This window comes from Paenibacillus xylanexedens (genome assembly GCF_007676705.1).
Taxonomy (GTDB): Bacteria; Bacillota; Bacilli; order Paenibacillales; family Paenibacillaceae; genus Paenibacillus; species Paenibacillus xylanexedens_C.
Genome location: NZ_VEBF01000001.1, coordinates 2,182,519 through 2,201,496 on the forward strand (window position 1 = coordinate 2,182,519; position 18,978 = coordinate 2,201,496).

Annotated in this window: 10 protein-coding genes; 3 read left to right on the forward strand and 7 right to left on the reverse strand. The window is 48.1% G+C overall.

The features are described from left to right. Positions 1–303: 303 nt before the first annotated feature. From FS628_RS09770 to nirB, 4 genes are all read right to left on the reverse strand, one after another. A complete protein-coding gene (locus FS628_RS09770; protein WP_145321221.1) occupies positions 304–5,274 on the reverse strand; it encodes a DUF4132 domain-containing protein in 4,971 nt (1,656 codons plus the stop codon). Between the two features lie 24 nt (positions 5,275–5,298). After that, positions 5,299–5,718, reverse strand: a complete 420-nt coding sequence (locus tag FS628_RS09775; protein ID WP_145321223.1) for a hypothetical protein — start codon at positions 5,716–5,718, stop codon at positions 5,299–5,301. Between the two features lie 302 nt (positions 5,719–6,020). Continuing rightward, positions 6,021–8,153: an assimilatory nitrate reductase catalytic subunit NasC gene (gene nasC / locus FS628_RS09780; RefSeq protein WP_145321225.1), complete on the reverse strand. Its 2,133-nt coding sequence runs from the start codon at positions 8,151–8,153 to the stop codon at positions 6,021–6,023. Between the two features lie 20 nt (positions 8,154–8,173). Beyond that, complete coding sequence (gene nirB / locus FS628_RS09785) at positions 8,174–10,351, reverse strand: nitrite reductase large subunit NirB (protein WP_145321227.1); 2,178 nt, start codon at positions 10,349–10,351, stop codon at positions 8,174–8,176. Positions 10,352–10,778: 427 nt separating this feature from the next. Between nirB and FS628_RS09790 the strand changes: the two genes are divergently transcribed. Beyond that, positions 10,779–12,008: a nitrate/nitrite transporter gene (locus FS628_RS09790; protein WP_145321515.1), complete on the forward strand. Its 1,230-nt coding sequence runs from the start codon at positions 10,779–10,781 to the stop codon at positions 12,006–12,008. Between the two features lie 121 nt (positions 12,009–12,129). On the opposite strand, the gene fabF is transcribed toward FS628_RS09790, so the two are convergent. Next, positions 12,130–13,368, reverse strand: coding sequence for a beta-ketoacyl-ACP synthase II (fabF, locus tag FS628_RS09795; protein ID WP_145321229.1), 1,239 nt, complete (start codon positions 13,366–13,368; stop codon positions 12,130–12,132). A 143-nt stretch (positions 13,369–13,511) separates the two neighbouring features. Here fabF and FS628_RS09800 point away from each other — a divergent pair, with 143 nt between their 5' ends. Then, the gene (locus FS628_RS09800; protein WP_145321231.1) at positions 13,512–14,375 is read left to right on the forward strand and encodes a helix-turn-helix transcriptional regulator; all 864 of its coding nucleotides are present in this window, start codon (positions 13,512–13,514) and stop codon (positions 14,373–14,375) included. A gap of 151 nt (positions 14,376–14,526) precedes the next feature. Continuing rightward, positions 14,527–15,201: a response regulator transcription factor gene (locus tag FS628_RS09805; RefSeq protein WP_145321234.1), complete on the forward strand. Its 675-nt coding sequence runs from the start codon at positions 14,527–14,529 to the stop codon at positions 15,199–15,201. A gap of 19 nt (positions 15,202–15,220) precedes the next feature. Here the strand turns inward: FS628_RS09805 and FS628_RS09810 are convergent, their stop codons facing one another. Then, positions 15,221–18,463, reverse strand: a complete 3,243-nt coding sequence (locus FS628_RS09810) for a response regulator (RefSeq protein WP_222125206.1) — start codon at positions 18,461–18,463, stop codon at positions 15,221–15,223. Positions 18,464–18,642: 179 nt separating this feature from the next. Then, positions 18,643–18,948: a PAS domain-containing protein gene (locus tag FS628_RS09815; RefSeq protein ID WP_145321238.1), complete on the reverse strand. Its 306-nt coding sequence runs from the start codon at positions 18,946–18,948 to the stop codon at positions 18,643–18,645. Between the last annotated feature and the right edge of the window lie 30 nt (positions 18,949–18,978).

Consider the following 18,978-nt stretch of genomic DNA (forward strand, 5'->3'; position numbering starts at 1 on the left):
TCGACCCACTCCCGATCAACCAGTTAATTCAATTAATTATCAGATTAAGGAATATCTTAAGATGCTTTGGGTCCTAAGACTATTTGAAACCGGAACCAATCCGGCCCATTGCAATATCCAAAAATATAAAAGCAACTGAAGTCCCTTTTAACAGGTTCCTCAGTTGCCTTTATGTTTGGATTTCTCCATATTGTTCAATTTTCATCCCTGATTCTTGTTCTACACTCATTATATTGAGATTCCGAGTTACATTGAAAATCAGAGTAACAAATAAAAAACCGCCCCAAGAGGGGCGATTCACTTCTAGTTCTGTATCTGTGCCAGAATCTGCGGGTCCTTAATCTTCTTATCTTCGGCGAGCAACATCACCTTGGACAGAATCTCAGCCGTTCTCGGATCTTCATCGAGGAATGGCAGGAAGATTCGACCCCGATGCTGACTGTGTACCGGTATGATATGAAGTGCACCTGTGGCTTGTTTGAGCACATTGCCACTACCCAGATGAACAGCATACTCACCCAATTCACCATCAATCCGTGCGTAATTCCCGTCCAGACGTACATTGTCGATCTTCAGCAGACGCAACGACTCGTTCACAATAACGTGACGCATCTCGATTGTTGTCAGGCTGGCTTCCGGATCTACGCCACCCACATGTGCAATGCTGACCACCAGATCGATATCACGCATGACTTCCGAGAAGAACGTCAGCGGCACTTCTTGCAGCGCTACCGGTTTGTAGCTCTTACGATCGTAGAACTGTACCGTTTCTAGCGTTGGTGCCTCGGTATCTGCAGGTGAGAACCAATCCGCCATGGCATAGAGATTCGCGATCAGATTGTGCTCGTAGCTAACCTTCTGTAGACCTTCTTCATAACTGACCGTCCATTGGCGTCCTTTAAGCAGAGCCACTGCTTTTTTCGGTTGAATCTGATAACCGGCATAGCGGCGGGACACCGTGCCATTAGCCAATTCGTCCTCATTAGGAAGATATAGCTCACGGAATACCTGCTTGAACGGCTGACGCTCCTGACGGGTGAACAGATCCCGTTGGAATTCACTCCAGCTTCCGCTCTGATACAGATGAAGTGGATGAGCAATCAACAGTTGATCCTGTTCCGCTAGTGCATGGACCGTACCCTCCGGTCCTGGTGCAACCAAACCATTGGATGATACATCGAATCGTCCCGTCTTGTCACCTGACTGGAATACAAGCGTTCTTACCAGTGGATGTATAACCGGATTTTGCATCAGACTGGCAATTTCCTCACGTGTAAAGGATGTTCCAGCAGTCATCGAACGTTCCAGCTCCTGCCTTGCCCGTCGATACTGATCCACCAGATCCGACTTGAGCTCTTTCAGTTCAGCGATATATCCATCTTTTTTGAACCGGGCAGGTACAGACTTGAGTGTCTTCCCTTTACTGATAATAACAAGATCCGGCTGGCCTTCCTCATCGAGGACCAATTGTGCTGTTGTGTCAGCACCCAATGCATGAGGTTCAAAGAAGGATTTCATCTCATCCAACTTGCGTGCTTCCATGTCCCACATCAGCCGCGTAACATCGGCATAGCCTGCATTACGGGCAAGGTTGCCCAGTGCAATCTGCGCTGCCACACCTTCACTGGCGCGGCGTTGTGCGCCAAATTGCTTGCTCTGCATCAGAAACCTCTGGATGAAGTCGTATCGCTCACGCAGATCCTGTTCCCGATTCACTGCGAATGGAATCAGGCTATAGGTTAATAAATGATCCTTGTTTCGCTTATCTGACACGGACTCTCGCATGTCGTCCAGACGAAGCTTGCCAAGTGCAGCATCCGCAAACAATTGGGATCTGCGGTGATTAGCTCCCCCGGAAATGTACTTGGCGCAATCATATAACAGATTGAACCGTTCCTCCCCGACAGCAGCATAGGCTTCTTCAAACCAAGCGATATCAAACGCACCTTCATTGAAATCCTGTGGCGAGATTGGAGAATAGTGGGCCACGATGGTTTCTTTCTCCGCAGTGAAGCGTTCGTTGATATGAGCATGGAAGTACCAGGCTGCACTGCGTAGACCTTCCCATCCCAGATACTTTGCAACAATCTCCATCCACTGTGGTGCGTACATGGCTGCTTCCAGCAATTTTTTCTCATTAACCGGATACTTCTGGAGCAACTCCCCAAGCCGCTTCTCGTCCTCTCCATCCCGTGGATGACAATTCTGAATCAGATAGCTGAACGTCTCTTTACGTGTTGTATTGTCTCCATAGCTATAGATATATCCACGGACAAATGTATCCTGATCCATCGCAGAGACCAGATGTACCCAGTGTTCCATGCCTTCAATTCGATTCAGTTTCATGGCAAGTGTACTTACTTCTGTGGATAGTTCACCCCGAGTAAGCTCGATCTCCAGAATCCGGTTAACGACTGTATCTCGTAAGTGAATCAGCTTCGGATCACTTGCGATCCCTTCTGTACGAGTGGATGTTATGTCTCTAATAAACAACAGACGATTCGCACCGACCAGCAGCTGGCGATATATCTCCTGTTCATCAATCAGGTTCAACTGGTACGCACGCAGAAAATCTTCAATTGACAGTAAAGACAGCGGCTGACTACTCTCTACAAGACTGGTGAACTGGTAAGCCGTCTGGAAGAACCGTTTGAAGCTGTTATCGTCATGGATTTTGCCCCGAACCACATAATTCCAAGGTCCAGTCAGAATATGAAGCATGCCTGACTCCTTCTCGAGTTGATCAGCAGGCATACTCGCGATGATAGAAGCCCAGGTTCTCTCAGCTATCTCAAACGTGTCCATCGGGTCACTATCCAGGAATGCCGCCAATACCAGCGCCACTACCTGATCCTTATACGGTAACGAATCCAGCAACTGCTGCAGCTTTTCGATATCATCCAGAGGATAGGTCTGTTCAGCAAATGACTTGCGCCAGCCTTCCAGTAACGGAATCTTTTGCAGTTCTTCATAGTCGTACTGTTCACGGAAATAACTGTAATGATCACTCAATTTACCATTGAATTCCCGGAGCTGTATCCCCATATACAACTGCATTAACTCCACACTGCTCAAACCGCCCTGTTGAATATAGTTCTCCCATACATCATGTAGCGGGAATTGTTCCAACTGCTTCATTTCACTCCGCTCTGCATACGGAACCCTTGAACGTAGATTCGCTCCAACTAGCAACGTGTCTTTGTAGCCAGCGTAGTACTCCACTTCATACTCATAATCTCTGTGTTCATGCACCAATTCACTGAGTCCCTCCAGGAATGGTTGGGTCTTATCCAGGGAGAGCGTAAAGATATCCTTCGGAGTATGGCCTTTGAGGTCACGCTTCTCATCCAGCAATGGCTCACGTCGCTTCGGATCGAATAAACCAAATCCGTTAGAGACTGTGTAACGACTCCCCTGATCTGTCAGCTTATCCAACAGTTTCTGTTCCTTCGCAGTGGGTGTCTCAATCAGCTGCGCCAATGGCTGCAATGCCTCCTGCTGAACTATCCGTTCTGGATCTGCCGCAATCTCGGTCAGCAATTCTAGCGCGCCCAGACGCTGCAGTTCACTCTTGGCCTGCAAAACTCGCTTCAGTGAGACCTTCAACTGGTCCACGGGTTGCAGTAATAATACATGGATGACCTTCTGACGAAGTGAGCCCGTCTTGAGCTTCATCAACGCCTCCATCTGTTTCATCTCTTCAACCGTCAACGTGAGCAGCTTCGCCTTGGCGAGTGCACTCTCCCGATTACTGATGCTTTTATCAGACAAACTTTCAAACACAAATTGTCTTTGCACCTCATTCTCGGGATGCTGAACAAACTGGGACAGCAGTTCTCCGCGCAGTTCCGGGCTTAAACGGTCCTTAATTGCGATAACTTCACCAATCCATTCCGGGTCCATATCATATGCGGCCAGATATAACATTTTCTTGACTACATCATCCGTATCAATCCGGTAGTGAACATACTCAAGTACACCCGATGGTCCACCTGACCCGCCTTTTGGAATGGCAGCCAGCATCTGTTTGAACCGATCAAAGTCCTGACGCCGCAAGGCCTTATCTCCAAGAGCAGGCAATGGCCACACGTAGACGCTACGTTGATTTTCTCCATTCTCGAAACTCCAGTTGTACATATACATGGCATCATAGTTGGTTACAATCCAGTGCATCAACTCGGTATCCTGAGCCTCCAGATAACGACGCGCAATGTCCAATCGAAGCTCTCTGTTCTGGCTGTTAGCCAGTACGTATTGAGCAACAATCTTCTGATATATTTGACCTTGATCCATAATCTCGATTATCTTGCTCTTCAATTCATTCTCTTCAATGACCGCTGTCGCCCACAGACTGATAAAGAGCTTGTTGGCATTCGCTTCCTGCTGCCAGGCCTCGCGTACTTCTGGTTGCTCAAGCGCCTCATAGGCCTGTTCAATCAGCTGCGCGGCAACACGCTGGTTGGCTGCTTCTATGCCGATCCCCGTCCATACGGCGAGCGCTCTTACCACTGAACTGAAACGAATCAGGTTGTTGTCGATGATAATTTTTAATATGTAAATATAGGCTTCCAGTGTTCCTTCATCCATCCGCTCCACAATGCTTTGGCGAAGCCCTTCCTGCAACCTTGCTGCAACGAGCAGCTCACCTACCATCTGATATGCCTCTGCCTGATCACTCATAAATATACCTTTGATCATTTCATGGGTTAACAGCGCAGTCTGATTGTCACCATAGATAATATCGTGCAGTGCCTGCTTCATATCCCCGCCCGGATGGTCCAGTTCATATGCAATGCAATCCGGCAGTACCGAACGGATCTCATGCAGATAATCCAGCTTGTACTCACGAAGTGATACATATTCACTCAGGGAGAAATTCTGCATCTCCATTCGGAACAATCCCATCAGTTTGCGGATGACCTGTGCAACATGCTGTTCCGGATCGGATGTGCGAAAAGGTCTGCGTTCATAGTTGTTACTGTATGGAAAACGTGTTGCACGCTCTGCGATATAACGGAATCGTTCAACCAATGACTCGCTCGCCAGATGTTGGAGTACATCCAATAGTGGCTGGAATAATGGTTCTTGCGTTTCCGCGGCCAGCCTTCCAAGCAACCCTTCTGTATTCAAAAACATCTTCTCGTCTCCACGCAAATACGTAGACCCGGCGATCTCTGCAACATAGCCTGCCAACTCAAGCTGTACCCCTGTTAACGACTTGGCTCTTTCCTGCAATCCATCCATATACACCTGTACTTGCTCTTCCTTATTCATCCTGTTCTCCTCCTTGATTGCTCTCTACCACAGACGTCCGGCAAGCATTGTAAAACGGATAAATACCACGTTATCGCCATCTTTTACAACAAGTGACTCGTCCAGCTTCTGCAATTCTTCATCGTTGAGAAACACTTTGTACAATCCATCCTCATAGGCAGTTATCGCTGTCTCCACCGCAACCACCAGATCAGGAACGCCCTCGTTGTAAACTGTACTAAATCCGACTTTCCCTGCCGCTCCCTGTGCCTCAATCTCATCCGGCATCAAGTAGGCAAGCCATTCTGCTTGTTGCTTCTTGTCCTGAAGAGCTTTCACTTGCAGAGCCACCATATTCTCAATGAGCTGCCTTAGCGTATGAGTTGTTTCCGGAAGTTCGACAGCTTGTTTGGCGAGTACCGGCTTGCGCTTACCCAGACTTTTTACCGTTATCCATACGTTCATTGTCTTGCCCCCTCTGTCCTGCCCTATTTGAAGAAGCTTCCATAAGCCCCGATATCTATACCACGATGCGGAATAACCTAAACTCTAAATGACGGTCTGCCTCAAAATAAAACAAAAAATACGTACATATGTACCCCTAATGAACATCATAACTAAAATTCAATCCATATTCATGAGCCAATGCTCATGTTTACGTGGAACCACGGAACTATGGCCTACTTGCGTACATATACGCAAAAAAAAAGCCGCACAGTCTCATATAAATATGGACTGCGCAGCCGCTAAGCTACCATTAGAACAGCTCATTTGGCTAATCGCAACGGTCGAATGGTTACGGCCGCTGTCTTGAACCCAGGCATCCGGCAGAACGGGTCCAGTTCCGGTCGGGTTGCCCGATTCACATTCTGAACGCCGCCCCAATGCATCGGCACGAATAAGGTATCCTCCCGTATGGAATCCTTGATTCGCGAACGAACCGTGAAGCTTCCGTACACCGATTGAATCTCTACCCACTCCCCATCGTGAATGCGATGACGGGCAGCGGTAGCCGGATGAAGCTCAACGAAGTTCTCCAATTCACGGGCTGCGAGTGCCGGGCTACGATGTGTCTGCACTCCAGTAAGATAATGAGGAAGCACACGGCCATTGGTTAGAATCAAGGGGAATTCCGGAGATACACCATCCCATCCCGGGCTGGATTCAAATGTGAATGCCGCTCTGCCGTCCGGGTGGGCGAATCGTTCACTGAACAGCAGTCCTTCTCCCTGCTCCTCCGGGGCAGAACACGGCCAGTATACACCTTTCTCGTTACGCAAACGATCATAGGTAATACCATAGTAATCTGCCACTCCGCCACGGCTCGCCACACGAAGCTCATTAAAGATATCCTCAGCAGTGTCATATTGAAAGTAAGCGGCTTTGCCCACTTTTGCAGCAATTCGGCATAATATATCCCAATCATCGAGCGTCTCTCCCGGCGCAGGTCGCCCCTGTTCACGGAGTAGAACACGCCCCTCCAGATTGGTGAGTGTGCCTTCATTCTCCATATAAGATGTAACTGGCAGAACCAGATCCGCCATGCGCGCTGTCTCAGACAGAAACATATCTGCCACGATCAGAAAGTCCAGCTTGCGCAGACCCTCTTCCACCAAACGCACATTGGGATTGGATACGACCGGGTTGGAGCCCATTACGAGCAACGCCCGAATCTCCTGATCGTGGACCTTCTCCATCATCTCGTAGGCAGACACCCCTTTCCCTGGAAGACTTGCAGGGTCCACACCCCAGACGGATGCCACATAGGCACGATCGGTTTCATTATCAATGGATCGATAGCCTGGCAGCTGATCAGCCTTCTGCCCATGCTCTCGTCCGCCCTGCCCGTTCCCCTGACCTGTGATGGCGCCATATCCACAGCCTTCTCTGCCGATTTTTCCAGTCGCCAACACCAGGTTCAGAAAGTGCCTTACGGCCATATGCCCATCCGTCTGCTGCTCCACACCTCGTGCTGTCATGATCATGCCTGTCTCTGCCTCACCATAGGCCATCGCTGCCTGACGAATCAGCGCCAGATCAACCCCGCACGCTTGTGCCGCCAGTTCGAGTTGCAGATCAGCCAACCCTTGTATCAATTGCTCGTAACCGTGCGTTCGTTCGCCTATAAAATGAGGGTCCACCAATCCGGCATCCATAATCACTTTCAACATGGTATCTGCCAGCAGAGCATCCATGCCGGGCTTCACCTGCAAGTGAAGGTCGGCAATTGCTGCGGTTGCCGTCCTGCGTGGATCAATAACAATAATGAAAGCTCCGTTCTCCTTCGCCTGATTAAAGTACGGCAGAAGGGTAGGTTGGCATTCTGCAATATTCGTACCTGCGAGTACAATGCAGCCTGCCTTGGGAATATCAGACAGTCGGAACGTCAATCCGCGGTCCATTCCAAATACTTTACTTCCGGCAGAAGCCGCAGCGGACATGCAGAACCGTCCATTATAGTCGATATATTTCGTCCCCAACGCAACCCTCGTGAACTTGCCCAGCAGGTAGGCCGTCTCATTTGTCAACGATCCGCCTCCGTACACCCCGACCGTATCTGCTCCATAAGAGTCTTTCAAGTCCTGAAACCGCTCTGCGATGGTCTGGATGGCCTCATCCCAGGAACAGGGTTCAAGCTCGCCATTGCGACGAATCAGCGGATGCATTAATCGTTGACCACTGAACGCATGCTGATGAGCATTCATACCCTTGACACACAGCCTGCCCTGAGAGGCTTCATTCGGAACGCCCTGAACCGTATACTCACCACGACGCTGCCCTGCAACAGGTGCAGCCAGTTCTTCAACAGTCATCTTGCATTGCACACTGCAATACGGACACTGGGTCTCCTTTACATAGAGCTTGGTGGCTGTTGGTTCTGAACTTACGGATAATCCCATCTTCCATCCCCGCCTTTCATCTATATATCAGCTTGAAGTGTAGCTGCAAGTTCCTTCTGCAACTGATCATCCAGCAGCGTTTCCCGAATCGACATGAATCCCAATCGCTCCGTCCATGCCCATAACGGCTCATCATACCAGGCCGTTTGGCGATACCACTGAAGGCAGGCTGTTGCAAGCATAGCCGCTTGCCACTCCGTTTCAGCCACTCCGAGCAAGCCACCTTCCTTGACCGGATGCTCTGCATGACCGCCTGCATAGATCTCCCACCCAGCTGGTGAAGCCAGCAAGCCGATATCCTGCACCAGTGCACTCACCAAGGATCCCGGTCCTGGTGCGACGCCTATATTCACGGATGACGGCATCGCTGCACCGATCCAACGCATACGAAGTTGTGCAGCCAAGCTCCCTGCATCCCTTGCATAGAATGACAATGGGATATGATCATCCCAGCGCACCTGAACCTGTGAGTGAGCTTCGATCTCAACATCCCTTGAAAGTTCAGCCTGATTTCCATTCCGTTTAACTATCCGATATTCCGTGTTCATGATCTCTCTGTCATTAATCGATCGATTGGATACCTGTAAGTAATAGTGGATCACAGGACGACATACCGCGCAGCCAAGCTCCGAACCCCAACCCAGCTTCTTCAAGATCAAAGATATGTCTGGTAGCCCTATCATAACAACGATGTCATCCAGCATTTCCTTTAGCTCTGCATGCCCAAGCTCCGTACAACTGCAGACCGGCAATGAAGCAGGTTTATCCGGTGTAGCCACTGCGCCACCGCCGCTTTTTTTCAGGTTATGCGTATGTTTCAACAGAGCAGCCACCATCGGGCGACAGCCACCGCATGAACCAGAAGCCTTCGTCTGCTCCTTCACCTGATCTGTAGTCTCAAGATCCTGTTCCTGAATAGCCTTCATAATGGCAGCCTTGGTCACATTGTTGCAGGCACATACGGTCTCCTGAGCCGGTAATGCCGCAGCAGCCACCTCAGCTGGGTCCGGGGCCCCTTCACGCGGAGCTAATTCCGCTACATCTGCACCCCGTTGCACCAGTCCAAGCAATGCCGTTCCTTCAGCTGTATCTCCAAATAAAATGGCGCCGCGTACTTTGCCAGCCTGCATCAGTACTTTTTTGTATGTGCCCCGAATGCCATCCAGATGTTGAATTGCAGTCTGCATGCCTTCTCCGCTAATCTCACCCGCCGAGAAAACATCAACTCCTGATACCTTCAGTTGTGAGTAAGGAATTGAACCCTTGTATTCAGTCGTTTCCTTTCCACAGAGCGTACGTGCGAGCACCTTCCCCTGTTCATATAAGGGGGCCACCAGCCCATAACTGATTCCCCGATGTTCAGCACATTCTCCAACAGCGTAGATATCCGGTATACTGGTGCGCATATAATCATCCACCATAATTGCCCGATTCGTGGCGATTCCACTTCGTCTGGCGAGGTCCACATTCGGCCGAATTCCTACAGCGACAATGACAACCTGAGCTTCAAGCTTGGAACCATCTGTGAATAGCAACCCTTGGGCCTGTGATCGCCCGGTAATTTTCTGCGTATTTTTGGCCAAAAGAAAGGACATGCCCTGCCCTTCGAGTTCCTGTTGAAGCATCGCGGCAGCCTTCTGATCCAACTGCCGATTCATAATGTAAGGGGCGTTATGGACCACCACAGCTTCCATGCCCAGATGCAGCAACCCACGCGCAGCCTCCAGTCCAAGCAATCCACCACCAATAACGGCGGCCTTGCGATATGCTTTGGAATAATCAGACATGCGCGAACAATCATCAATCGTTCGGAAGGACATGACCCGCTCTTTATCAATTCCCGGAATCGGTGGGATAAACGGTGAAGACCCTGTCGCCAGAATCAGAACATCATAGGTTTCTTTTATTCCGGATTCCGTCTCTATATATTTTCCACGGGTATCAATGCGGTGCACCGTCTCACCTGTACATAGCCGTATATGATGCTCGGCATACCAGGTCCAATCATTGATAATGATATCCTGTAACGAATGCTCACCCTGCAATACTTTCGATAGCATGATCCGATTGTAGTTGGGACGGGGTTCATTGCCGTAAATTACAATCTCATACGTATCAGGCTCCAGTGCGATAATCTCTTCGACACACTTCACTCCAGCCATGCCATTCCCGATAATCACCAGTTTGCTTCTGCTCATGGGCTGCCCCCTATCTCTCTCACTCCTGAAAATAAACAGAAAAATCCCTTCTCCATGATTCGGAAAAGGGCACCGTTGCCTCCGGAATCCACACGCCATTGTGTGGATTCATATTAGATTCAGATTAAGGGAATCTCAATCGTATGTCAACATAATTAACACGAAAAACCCGAACCACGCTTTAAAAATGAATTATTTAAAATTACGTGTAATTTTTGTTGACATCTCTATTTTCTCTTGATTATAATTTGAATCAAAATCACAGTGCTGTGATCAACTCAGATGCGGGAACACAATGACGTGTACCGCCTGTCGGCAACGGGGCCGCAAATCGTTCATATCTGGACGAATTGCGGCCTTTTTCTGCCTCAACATGCACATAGACAAATCACGAAGATCTCAATTGGATGAGGAGCGATGATGGATGATGGAGAGCAAAAGTTTTTGGAAAAGCGGGCATAAGCCCACCCTCTTCGGGGCGTTTATGTATTTTGACATCAGTTTTATGATATGGGGGATGCTTGGTCCACTCGCAGTTGTCATTGCATTGGACTATCCGATGACTCCGCTGGAAAAGGCCAATCTGGTCGCGTTGCCTATCCTTGGTGGCTCCATCCTGCGGCTTGTGCTTGGCTTCATGTCTGATTATATTGGTCCGAAATTGACCGCACAGATCGGGATGCTCGTCACGCTGGTTCCTTTATTACTCGGCTGGTTATGGGTTGACTCCTTAAGCCAACTATACGTGGTAGCACTCTTGCTTGGTGTTGCAGGTGCCTCCTTTGCCGCTGCGCTACCTCTGGCGGGTCAATGGTATGGCAAGGAGCATCAGGGTCTGGCCATGGGTATTGCCGGGGCGGGTAACAGTGGAACCGTACTCGCGACGTTGTTTGCCAATCGCTTGGCTACGCATTTTGGCAGCTGGGAAGTCGTGTTCGGACTTGCTATTATACCGATCGCTCTCGTATTTATTCTCTTTTCTATCTTTGCCAAGAATAGCCCTAACCGGCCTGAACCCAAGAAATTGTCCCAATACGGAAGTCTGCTTAAACAAAAAGATGCCTGGGTATTCTGTGCCTTCTATTGTGTAACCTTTGGCGGCTTCGTTGGATTATGTAACTATCTCACCATCTTCTTCAACACCCAGTACGGGCTCTCTCCTGTTCGTGCCGCTGACATTACCACCTTCTGTGTGATCGCAGGCAGTTTCTTCCGGCCTGTCGGGGGTTATCTGGCGGACAAAATTGGCGGAACACGTATGCTGACTTTTCTTTACACAGGAGCCTGTATCATGCTAATCGGTGTATCCTTCATGCCACCGCTGCCTGTTGTAGTCATCATGTTGTTCCTCGGCATGATGTGTCTGGGAGCTGGAAATGGTTCCGTGTTCCAACTCGTTCCCCAACGCTTTGGCAACGAGATCGGTCTGATGACAGGCATTGTAGGTGCCGCTGGCGGATTGGGCGGGTATGCACTGCCGCTGATTCTCGGTCAACTGTATAGCAGCTATCAATCCTATACACCAGGCTTTGTTATTCTTAGCCTGATTGCAGCAGCTTCCCTAATCCTTGTTCTCTTCATGCAATCCCGCTGGCGTGTGAGCTGGTTGAGTCGAGGCAACAAAGGCATGGCGGAATCGACGTCCCTCTCTTCGTAAGGCTTACAACAACTCGGCTGTTAACCAAGGTACAGTGTTTACGGGTGATCCATAAGTAACCAAAGGAACAGCGTTGCCCCATCAGGCAGCACTGTTCTTTTGGTTACGGCGGTCTTTCTGCTTAAGATGAATACTTTTGAAGGACAATAACGGCATTATGGCCCCCGAATCCAAAGGAATTAGACATCCCAATCCGCAGCTCTGCTTTTCTTGCCTCGTTAGGCACGTAATCCAGATCACATTCGGGGTCCCTCTGCTCTTGATTGATAGTTGGAGGAATGATACCATGCCGCAGGGTTTGAATAAGCGAGATAGCTTCCGCACCGCCTGCTGCACCAAGCATATGTCCCGTCATGGATTTATTCGCCGTAACCGGTATGTCATAGGCAGCTGTCCCGAAAAGTTGCTTAATCGCTCTCGTCTCGGACAGGTCACCCGCCTCTGTACTGGTGGCATGAGCATTAATCACATCAACTTCTTCGGGTCCAATCTGAGCCTCTCTCAGTGATGCTTTCATCGCCAGATATGCACCCCGGCCTTCCGGATGGGTAGCTACCATATGATACGCATCTGAACTGGCACCATATCCAATCACTTCGGCAAGAATATTCGCCCCTCTTGCCAGTGCATGAGATAGTGACTCAACGATCAGAATTCCAGCGCCCTCCGCCATGACAAAACCGTCTCTCCCCGCATCAAATGGACGGCTTGCTGCTTGGAACGCTTCATTTCGTGTAGACAACGCTGTCGCATTACCGAAGCTTGCCAGTGACACCTCTGTTACAGCAGCTTCTGTCCCCCCAGCAATAATAACATCGGCTCCGCCATGACGGATTAACCGGAATGCCTCTCCTATGGCTGTATTGCCAATGGAACAAGCCGTTACGGGCGACAATGTCGGCCCCCAACAGCCGAATCTCATACTGACCATAGCTGCAGCCATATTGGATATCATCATGGGTACCAGGGTTGGGCTGACTCGCGCAGGTCCCCGATCGGACAGAACCTTGCCTTGTTCCATCAATGTCTGGATGCCGCCTATGCCTGAACCAATATATACCCCTACGCGTTCGCGGTCCAGTTCGTCCATCACAAGGCCTGATTGCGATACAGCCTGATCCGCAGCAGCAACAGCAAATTGAACGAATCGATCCATGCGCCTTGCTTCCTTGCGTCCAAAACGCTCTTCACCATCAAAGTCACGGACCACACCAGCGATTTTCGTTTTGTACGAAGCTGTATCAAAATGTTCTATATGTGATATCCCTGATCTACCCTCAATCAATCCGTTCCAGAATGTATCTACATCATTTCCCAAAGGAGAGATAACTCCCATTCCCGTAATCACGACTCGTTCCATGTCCATTTCATCCTCCTTCAGTGCTGTTGTCTACCTTACGCTTACGCTCTGCTACTAATAGTGCACTTTCGAATATCCTATTACAAGTTGTCAATTATAATAGTATAATGACTACCATGATAACGAGGATCGAAGGTGATGGATTGAACTACGATGTCAGGTTACATGCCCTGTCCACTTTTCTGAAAACACAGCGTTCCAAAATTTCTCCGGAATCGGTCGGTTTACCCACAGGAAGTCGGCGCAGAACGCCTGGTCTGAGGAGAGAAGAGGTCTCCCAATTGGCAGGGGTGAGCACAACATGGTATACCTGGCTTGAGCAAGGTCGGGATATTCAGGTATCCCATTCCGTATTGGATAACATTGCTTCAGCACTAAGGCTTACTGCAGATGAACGAAAATATCTGTTTTCGCTCGCCATGGAGCATCATTCGGAGCTCCCTACGCTGGAAGAAGAACCTGTTCAACTTCACCCTTCCTTGCGGAAAATTTTGCAGGAACTTCAATATTGCCCTACGGTGATTTCGGATCGGCGTTGTTACATCGTCGGCTGGAATGACGCAGCCCGACATGTTTTTATGGATTTTGAACAGATTCCCCCCGAACAGCGGAATATGATCAGTCTATTATTTGATCGAAAGGAATTTCGCAGGCTTGCGGTGAACTGGGAGGATTTTGTTAGCGGATTTCTGGCGATTTTCCGTGCCTATTATGGTCAGTATGTCGATGATGAGTGGTATAATTTATTTCTGGATGACATGATGAACAAACATCCCGATTTCCATACCCTTTGGAAACAAAGCAGTGTCAGCAGTGCACCGGATGTCTTAATCGAATTCAGACATTCCAAAGCAGGCAAAATGTTGTTTGATCTGACTTCGTTGCAGGTTCAAGGCAGCTCCGATCTGCGTTGCAGTGTCTACACGCCGGCACCAGAGACCGCTACCGAGCGTAAACTGATGCGCCTGATCGAGCGTGAAGCAGATTCACATCTTGGCAAGCATTGACTCAGAATCTCTCAGGTCTTGCCCAATCTTGTTAGAATCCTGACATCCTTTTGTTGCATATTTTATTTATCAGGGTATACATGATCAAGTATATTAAGCTAACCCATGGATCCTAGACCTTCTACACGAAGTGGATTCAGAAAGGAATATCATGACCAAAGTGCTTATCATTGAGGACGATAACATGTTAGGAGATACATTATCCCTATATTTGCAAGGTGAGGGGTATGATGTTATCCGTGTCGCTAACGTAAGAGATGGTCTTCTACAACTTCAAGCGCGGCCTGATATCCTGCTTCTTGACCTGTTGCTCCCTGATTCGGAAGGCAAGAATCCCTGCTCTCTTATGCGTCAACATACGGCAATCCCCATCATCGTCATCTCTTCGTTAACCGAAGTCTCGGAGCGAATTCGATCATTAATAGATGGAGCTGATGATTATGTATGCAAGCCTTTCAGCATGCAGGAAGTGAAGGCACGTATTGAGGCTGTATTGCGTCGTTACTCCATATTGAACAGCTCCATTGTCACTGTACAGGATTCCGGAATTTCTCTCGATTTGGCTCGGAGATCCATCCTGTTGAATAACCAGCGAGTGGAGATGACATTCTCCGAATTTGAGATCATGAAGCTATTTGTCCTCAATCCCGGCAAGGTCTACAGTCGTTACGCCTTGATTGAAGCCATTCGTGGTATTGATGCTTATATTAATGATCGCACCATCGATGTGCACATTACCAAGCTTCGTAAAAAAATTGAAGAAAACCCGAAAAACCCCCAATATATTCAAACCATCTGGGGGGTCGGATATAAGTTCACACCTTAACACATCAGTTTCATTCATGTCACCAGGGCAGAGACCCGGTAATGATATCAATCTCCTTTTGCACCTTCTCCAATACCGAACTCAGTTCCTCTTCTTCAAATAACGATCGGGACAAAAGCGATTCCAGTTGAAGAACCAGACGTAACAGCTCCACTGCATGCAGATTGGCAGCTACGCCTCGGAGAGAATGAACGCTGCGGATCGCACCAGCAATCTGCTGCTGGCGAAGTTGAGTGGTCAGTTTGTTCTGAAACGAGTTATACTCCATTCTGAATTTCGTGAGCGCATATTGCAGAATATGTGGCTTGCCGTCCATCTGCCTGATCGCCTTATCTGCATCAATTCCGCTAATTTTCCGCATACCTTTCAGATCAATCCATGTTGCCAATATGTCTGCGATCTGTTGTTCATGGATGGGTTTGGTCAGGATGGCATTCATCCCAGCTTCCATACATCTCTCATGATCTATTTGTAGGGCATTTGCTGTAAGCGCGATTATGGGCGTACGATCGTATTCCCTCATCTTGCGAATATGTCGCGTTGCTTCCACTCCATTCATGTCGGGCATGTACAGATCCATTAGAATCAGTTCCCATACTTGTTCGTCTAACTTTCTCAGAACCTCTGTGCCACTGGCTGCCAGCGTCACTTGGAACCCCTTATGTTCCAGCATCGCCCGAATCGCCAGTTGATTGATCTCATGATCCTCAGCTATCAGGATATGTCCTTTCTGATCAAGCGAATAGGGGTCGTCGCCTTCAGCCAACTGACTTTTTGCCAGCGGCCCTTCACCCTGAAGTGCAAGAATGACTTCGAATAATCCCAGACGTGTAATCGGTTTGACCATCATGATATCAGGGTGCACGGATCTCTCCTCAATCCACAGCGCATTTTCGCTAAATGCCCGTGTGTACCCCAACACCTGAATTTTCGTTCGATCCAATCGCTTCATGAAGTTGTCCCATAACGAACCATTGACTGTGTCCTCTATATCCATATCCAACATGATCAACATCGAACTTGTCCCTTCGACTTCAGGAGTATACCCATCACTCTCCATCATATGGTTCAAGGAAGTATACAACGTCGGATTCATCCCGAATGAATAGAGCAGCTGCTTCAGGTTTTCGCCCATTCGTTCATCATCTTCAATGATAACCACATCATTCGCACCATATAGGAGAGGGTGTGTCTGCAGGGAGAAACTCTCTTCTTCTTCCGAATCCGAAAGTTCAAATATCAAGTCGAATGAAAATAGACTGTACTCTCCAAGCACGCTGTCCACCCGCAGGTTTCCTCCCAAGGAGGTTACCAGAAGGTAACAGATGACCAGCCCAAGTCCAGAGCCACCATATGTTCGATAAGTTGAAGGTTCTGCTTGCGTAAACGGGACAAAAATATGCTCCAATTGTTCAGGTGAAATTCCAATCCCCGTGTCTTCTATCTCAAAACGAACCTGTACTCGCTCGGCCTCCATTGAAATTACCTCTGCCTGCAAGATAACATATCCATGTTCTGTGAATTTAATCGCGTTACTGAGCAGATTCAATAACACCTGCTCAAGTCGAAAGGGATCACCAATTACCGTTAATGGCAGATCAGGGTCGGTCTTGAAGATGACTTCGATCTCCTTGTACCCGAGGGCCACACCGATCTGATCTGCCACACGCTTGAACACATCCTCTGGTGCAAAGGGTACTTTCTCCAAAATCAGTTTGCCTGCCTCCATTTTCGAGAAATCAAGAATATCATTCACCAGAGTAAGCAAGGTTTGTGAGGACGCATTGATTTTACTCAAATAATCTAATTGTTGTGAGGTTAGATCTGTCCGTTGCAGCAACAACGAAAAGCTGATAATTCCGCTCAGTGGGGTACGAATCTCATGACTCATGAATGCAAGAAACTCACTCTTTGCCTGACTGGCTTTGTCCGCCTTGACACGTCGGTACTGATCCGAAATGTCATGAATAACTGCCTTGACTTTCTCGCACGAGTTAGGGGCCTTTACAGGGTATAGGTGAACCCGAACATGCTGTTCTTTCCCCTTCCCAACAATGAGACTCAATTCCGTATCCTGAGGTACGTTGTGGTGTAAGACTTTTTGAAAAGATAACACCCAGTTCGCCGACTGCTCAATGAATATCAATTCTTCAAGCTCACTGCCCATGACTTCATGCCTGTCGAGATCAAGAACATCCAGAAACTTCTGATTAACTGACACCACACATCTGTTGCCATCCAAACCGACAAACCAGTCTGTCGACACTCGTTCAAGTGTACGGTATCGTTCCTCACTCTCTTGAATCCTTCGTTTAACTGCTCTGTGTTCCGTAATATCAAGTCCATATCCTATGACATACTTCACCATACCTTCTTCTCGCAGCGGACGAAGCTTTACCAGTGAATAGTAACCTCCATGCTCAATCTCGTAAAAAAAAGACTCCCCTTTCCATGCCCGGTCGAACTGCTTTCGCAGAAACTCTATCTTCTCCTGAGGTAAAATGTTCAACGTCCCCAACGTGTAATCTTGCTTCAAACTACTCATATCTAGTCCCAGTTGAGAGAGCATCTGCCCTTCAAGCAGAAGATATTCGAATTTTCCATTCTGTTTATGGATTTTAAACGTGAACCCGGGCTGCATACGAAGCATTTCCAGCATCTCCTGATCCCTTTGAATGACCAGGTGCCTGTATCGATGATTTTGATTCAGATAGTACAGAAATAGGACAACCACAAAGAGACAAATACACTGAAACAGCATAATTATCCCCATGATTGAAAGGGAAGGAGAATATGTCTTCACCACAATCGACTCATAAACAGTAATTAGCAGCAACGCTCCCAATACCCATTTGAGTATAAATCCCCTAATATACTTAAAACTCAAGCTTATTGCGACAACAAACATCAGCTCTAACAATGCGTACTGCCAGTTCTCAAACAAGGGATAAACCCCCATGTCAATCCTGAAAATCCACATGCCTGCAAAAGTAGCAAATACGGAAATAAATCCACCAAAATAAGCGGCTAGCAGATAAACAATGGCTCTGAAATTCAACAGGGTCCCATCACTTAACACAATGGAGAAATAATATAACGCAGTACCCAGCATGCTCAGTGCAATGCCGATAATCATTCGAGTCGTAATGGAAGATGTACGCGTGGTACTTGTTTGGTTCAGATAGTGATGAATCAGGAAAAGAATGCTCAAAATCAGCGTAAAATTTAGTACAAGATCCCGTAGCAAATGGTCACCGTCCACATTACGAATTCAGGAATTCATGCATTCAATGAATATTGCCGGATTCACGGCCGCAGTTCCCCAGTATTCAAATCATAGTATGCCAAGCTCCCTTATTCAATCGACGATATTGACCATTTTTTTGAAAACATCTGACCCTTTCAGCTAACATACACTTATCGCAAGATTACGTTTTTTTCTCATGAAAGTTCATCATTAAATATACTGATATAAAAGAGAGAATCATCCAAATGTACCGATGTTATGGTGACCTGAGCTTCCCATACTTCCTGATCAGCCTTCATTAGTTTGGCTACGCCGGACCAGGTCTGGTTCCCTCTCCAGTGGGTATCCATCAGCAATCGGGCAGGCTGACCTATGGTGATATCCCGTGAAAATCCTGTTTTCGTTACATAAACGGAGTTCACATCCAGAATCACACCATCTTCATCTGTAATCATGACCGCATCCGTCAGCAATAAGAAGGCCTTGAGTTCTAGTTGCATGGTTGTCCACTCCCTCTGATGAAACATGAT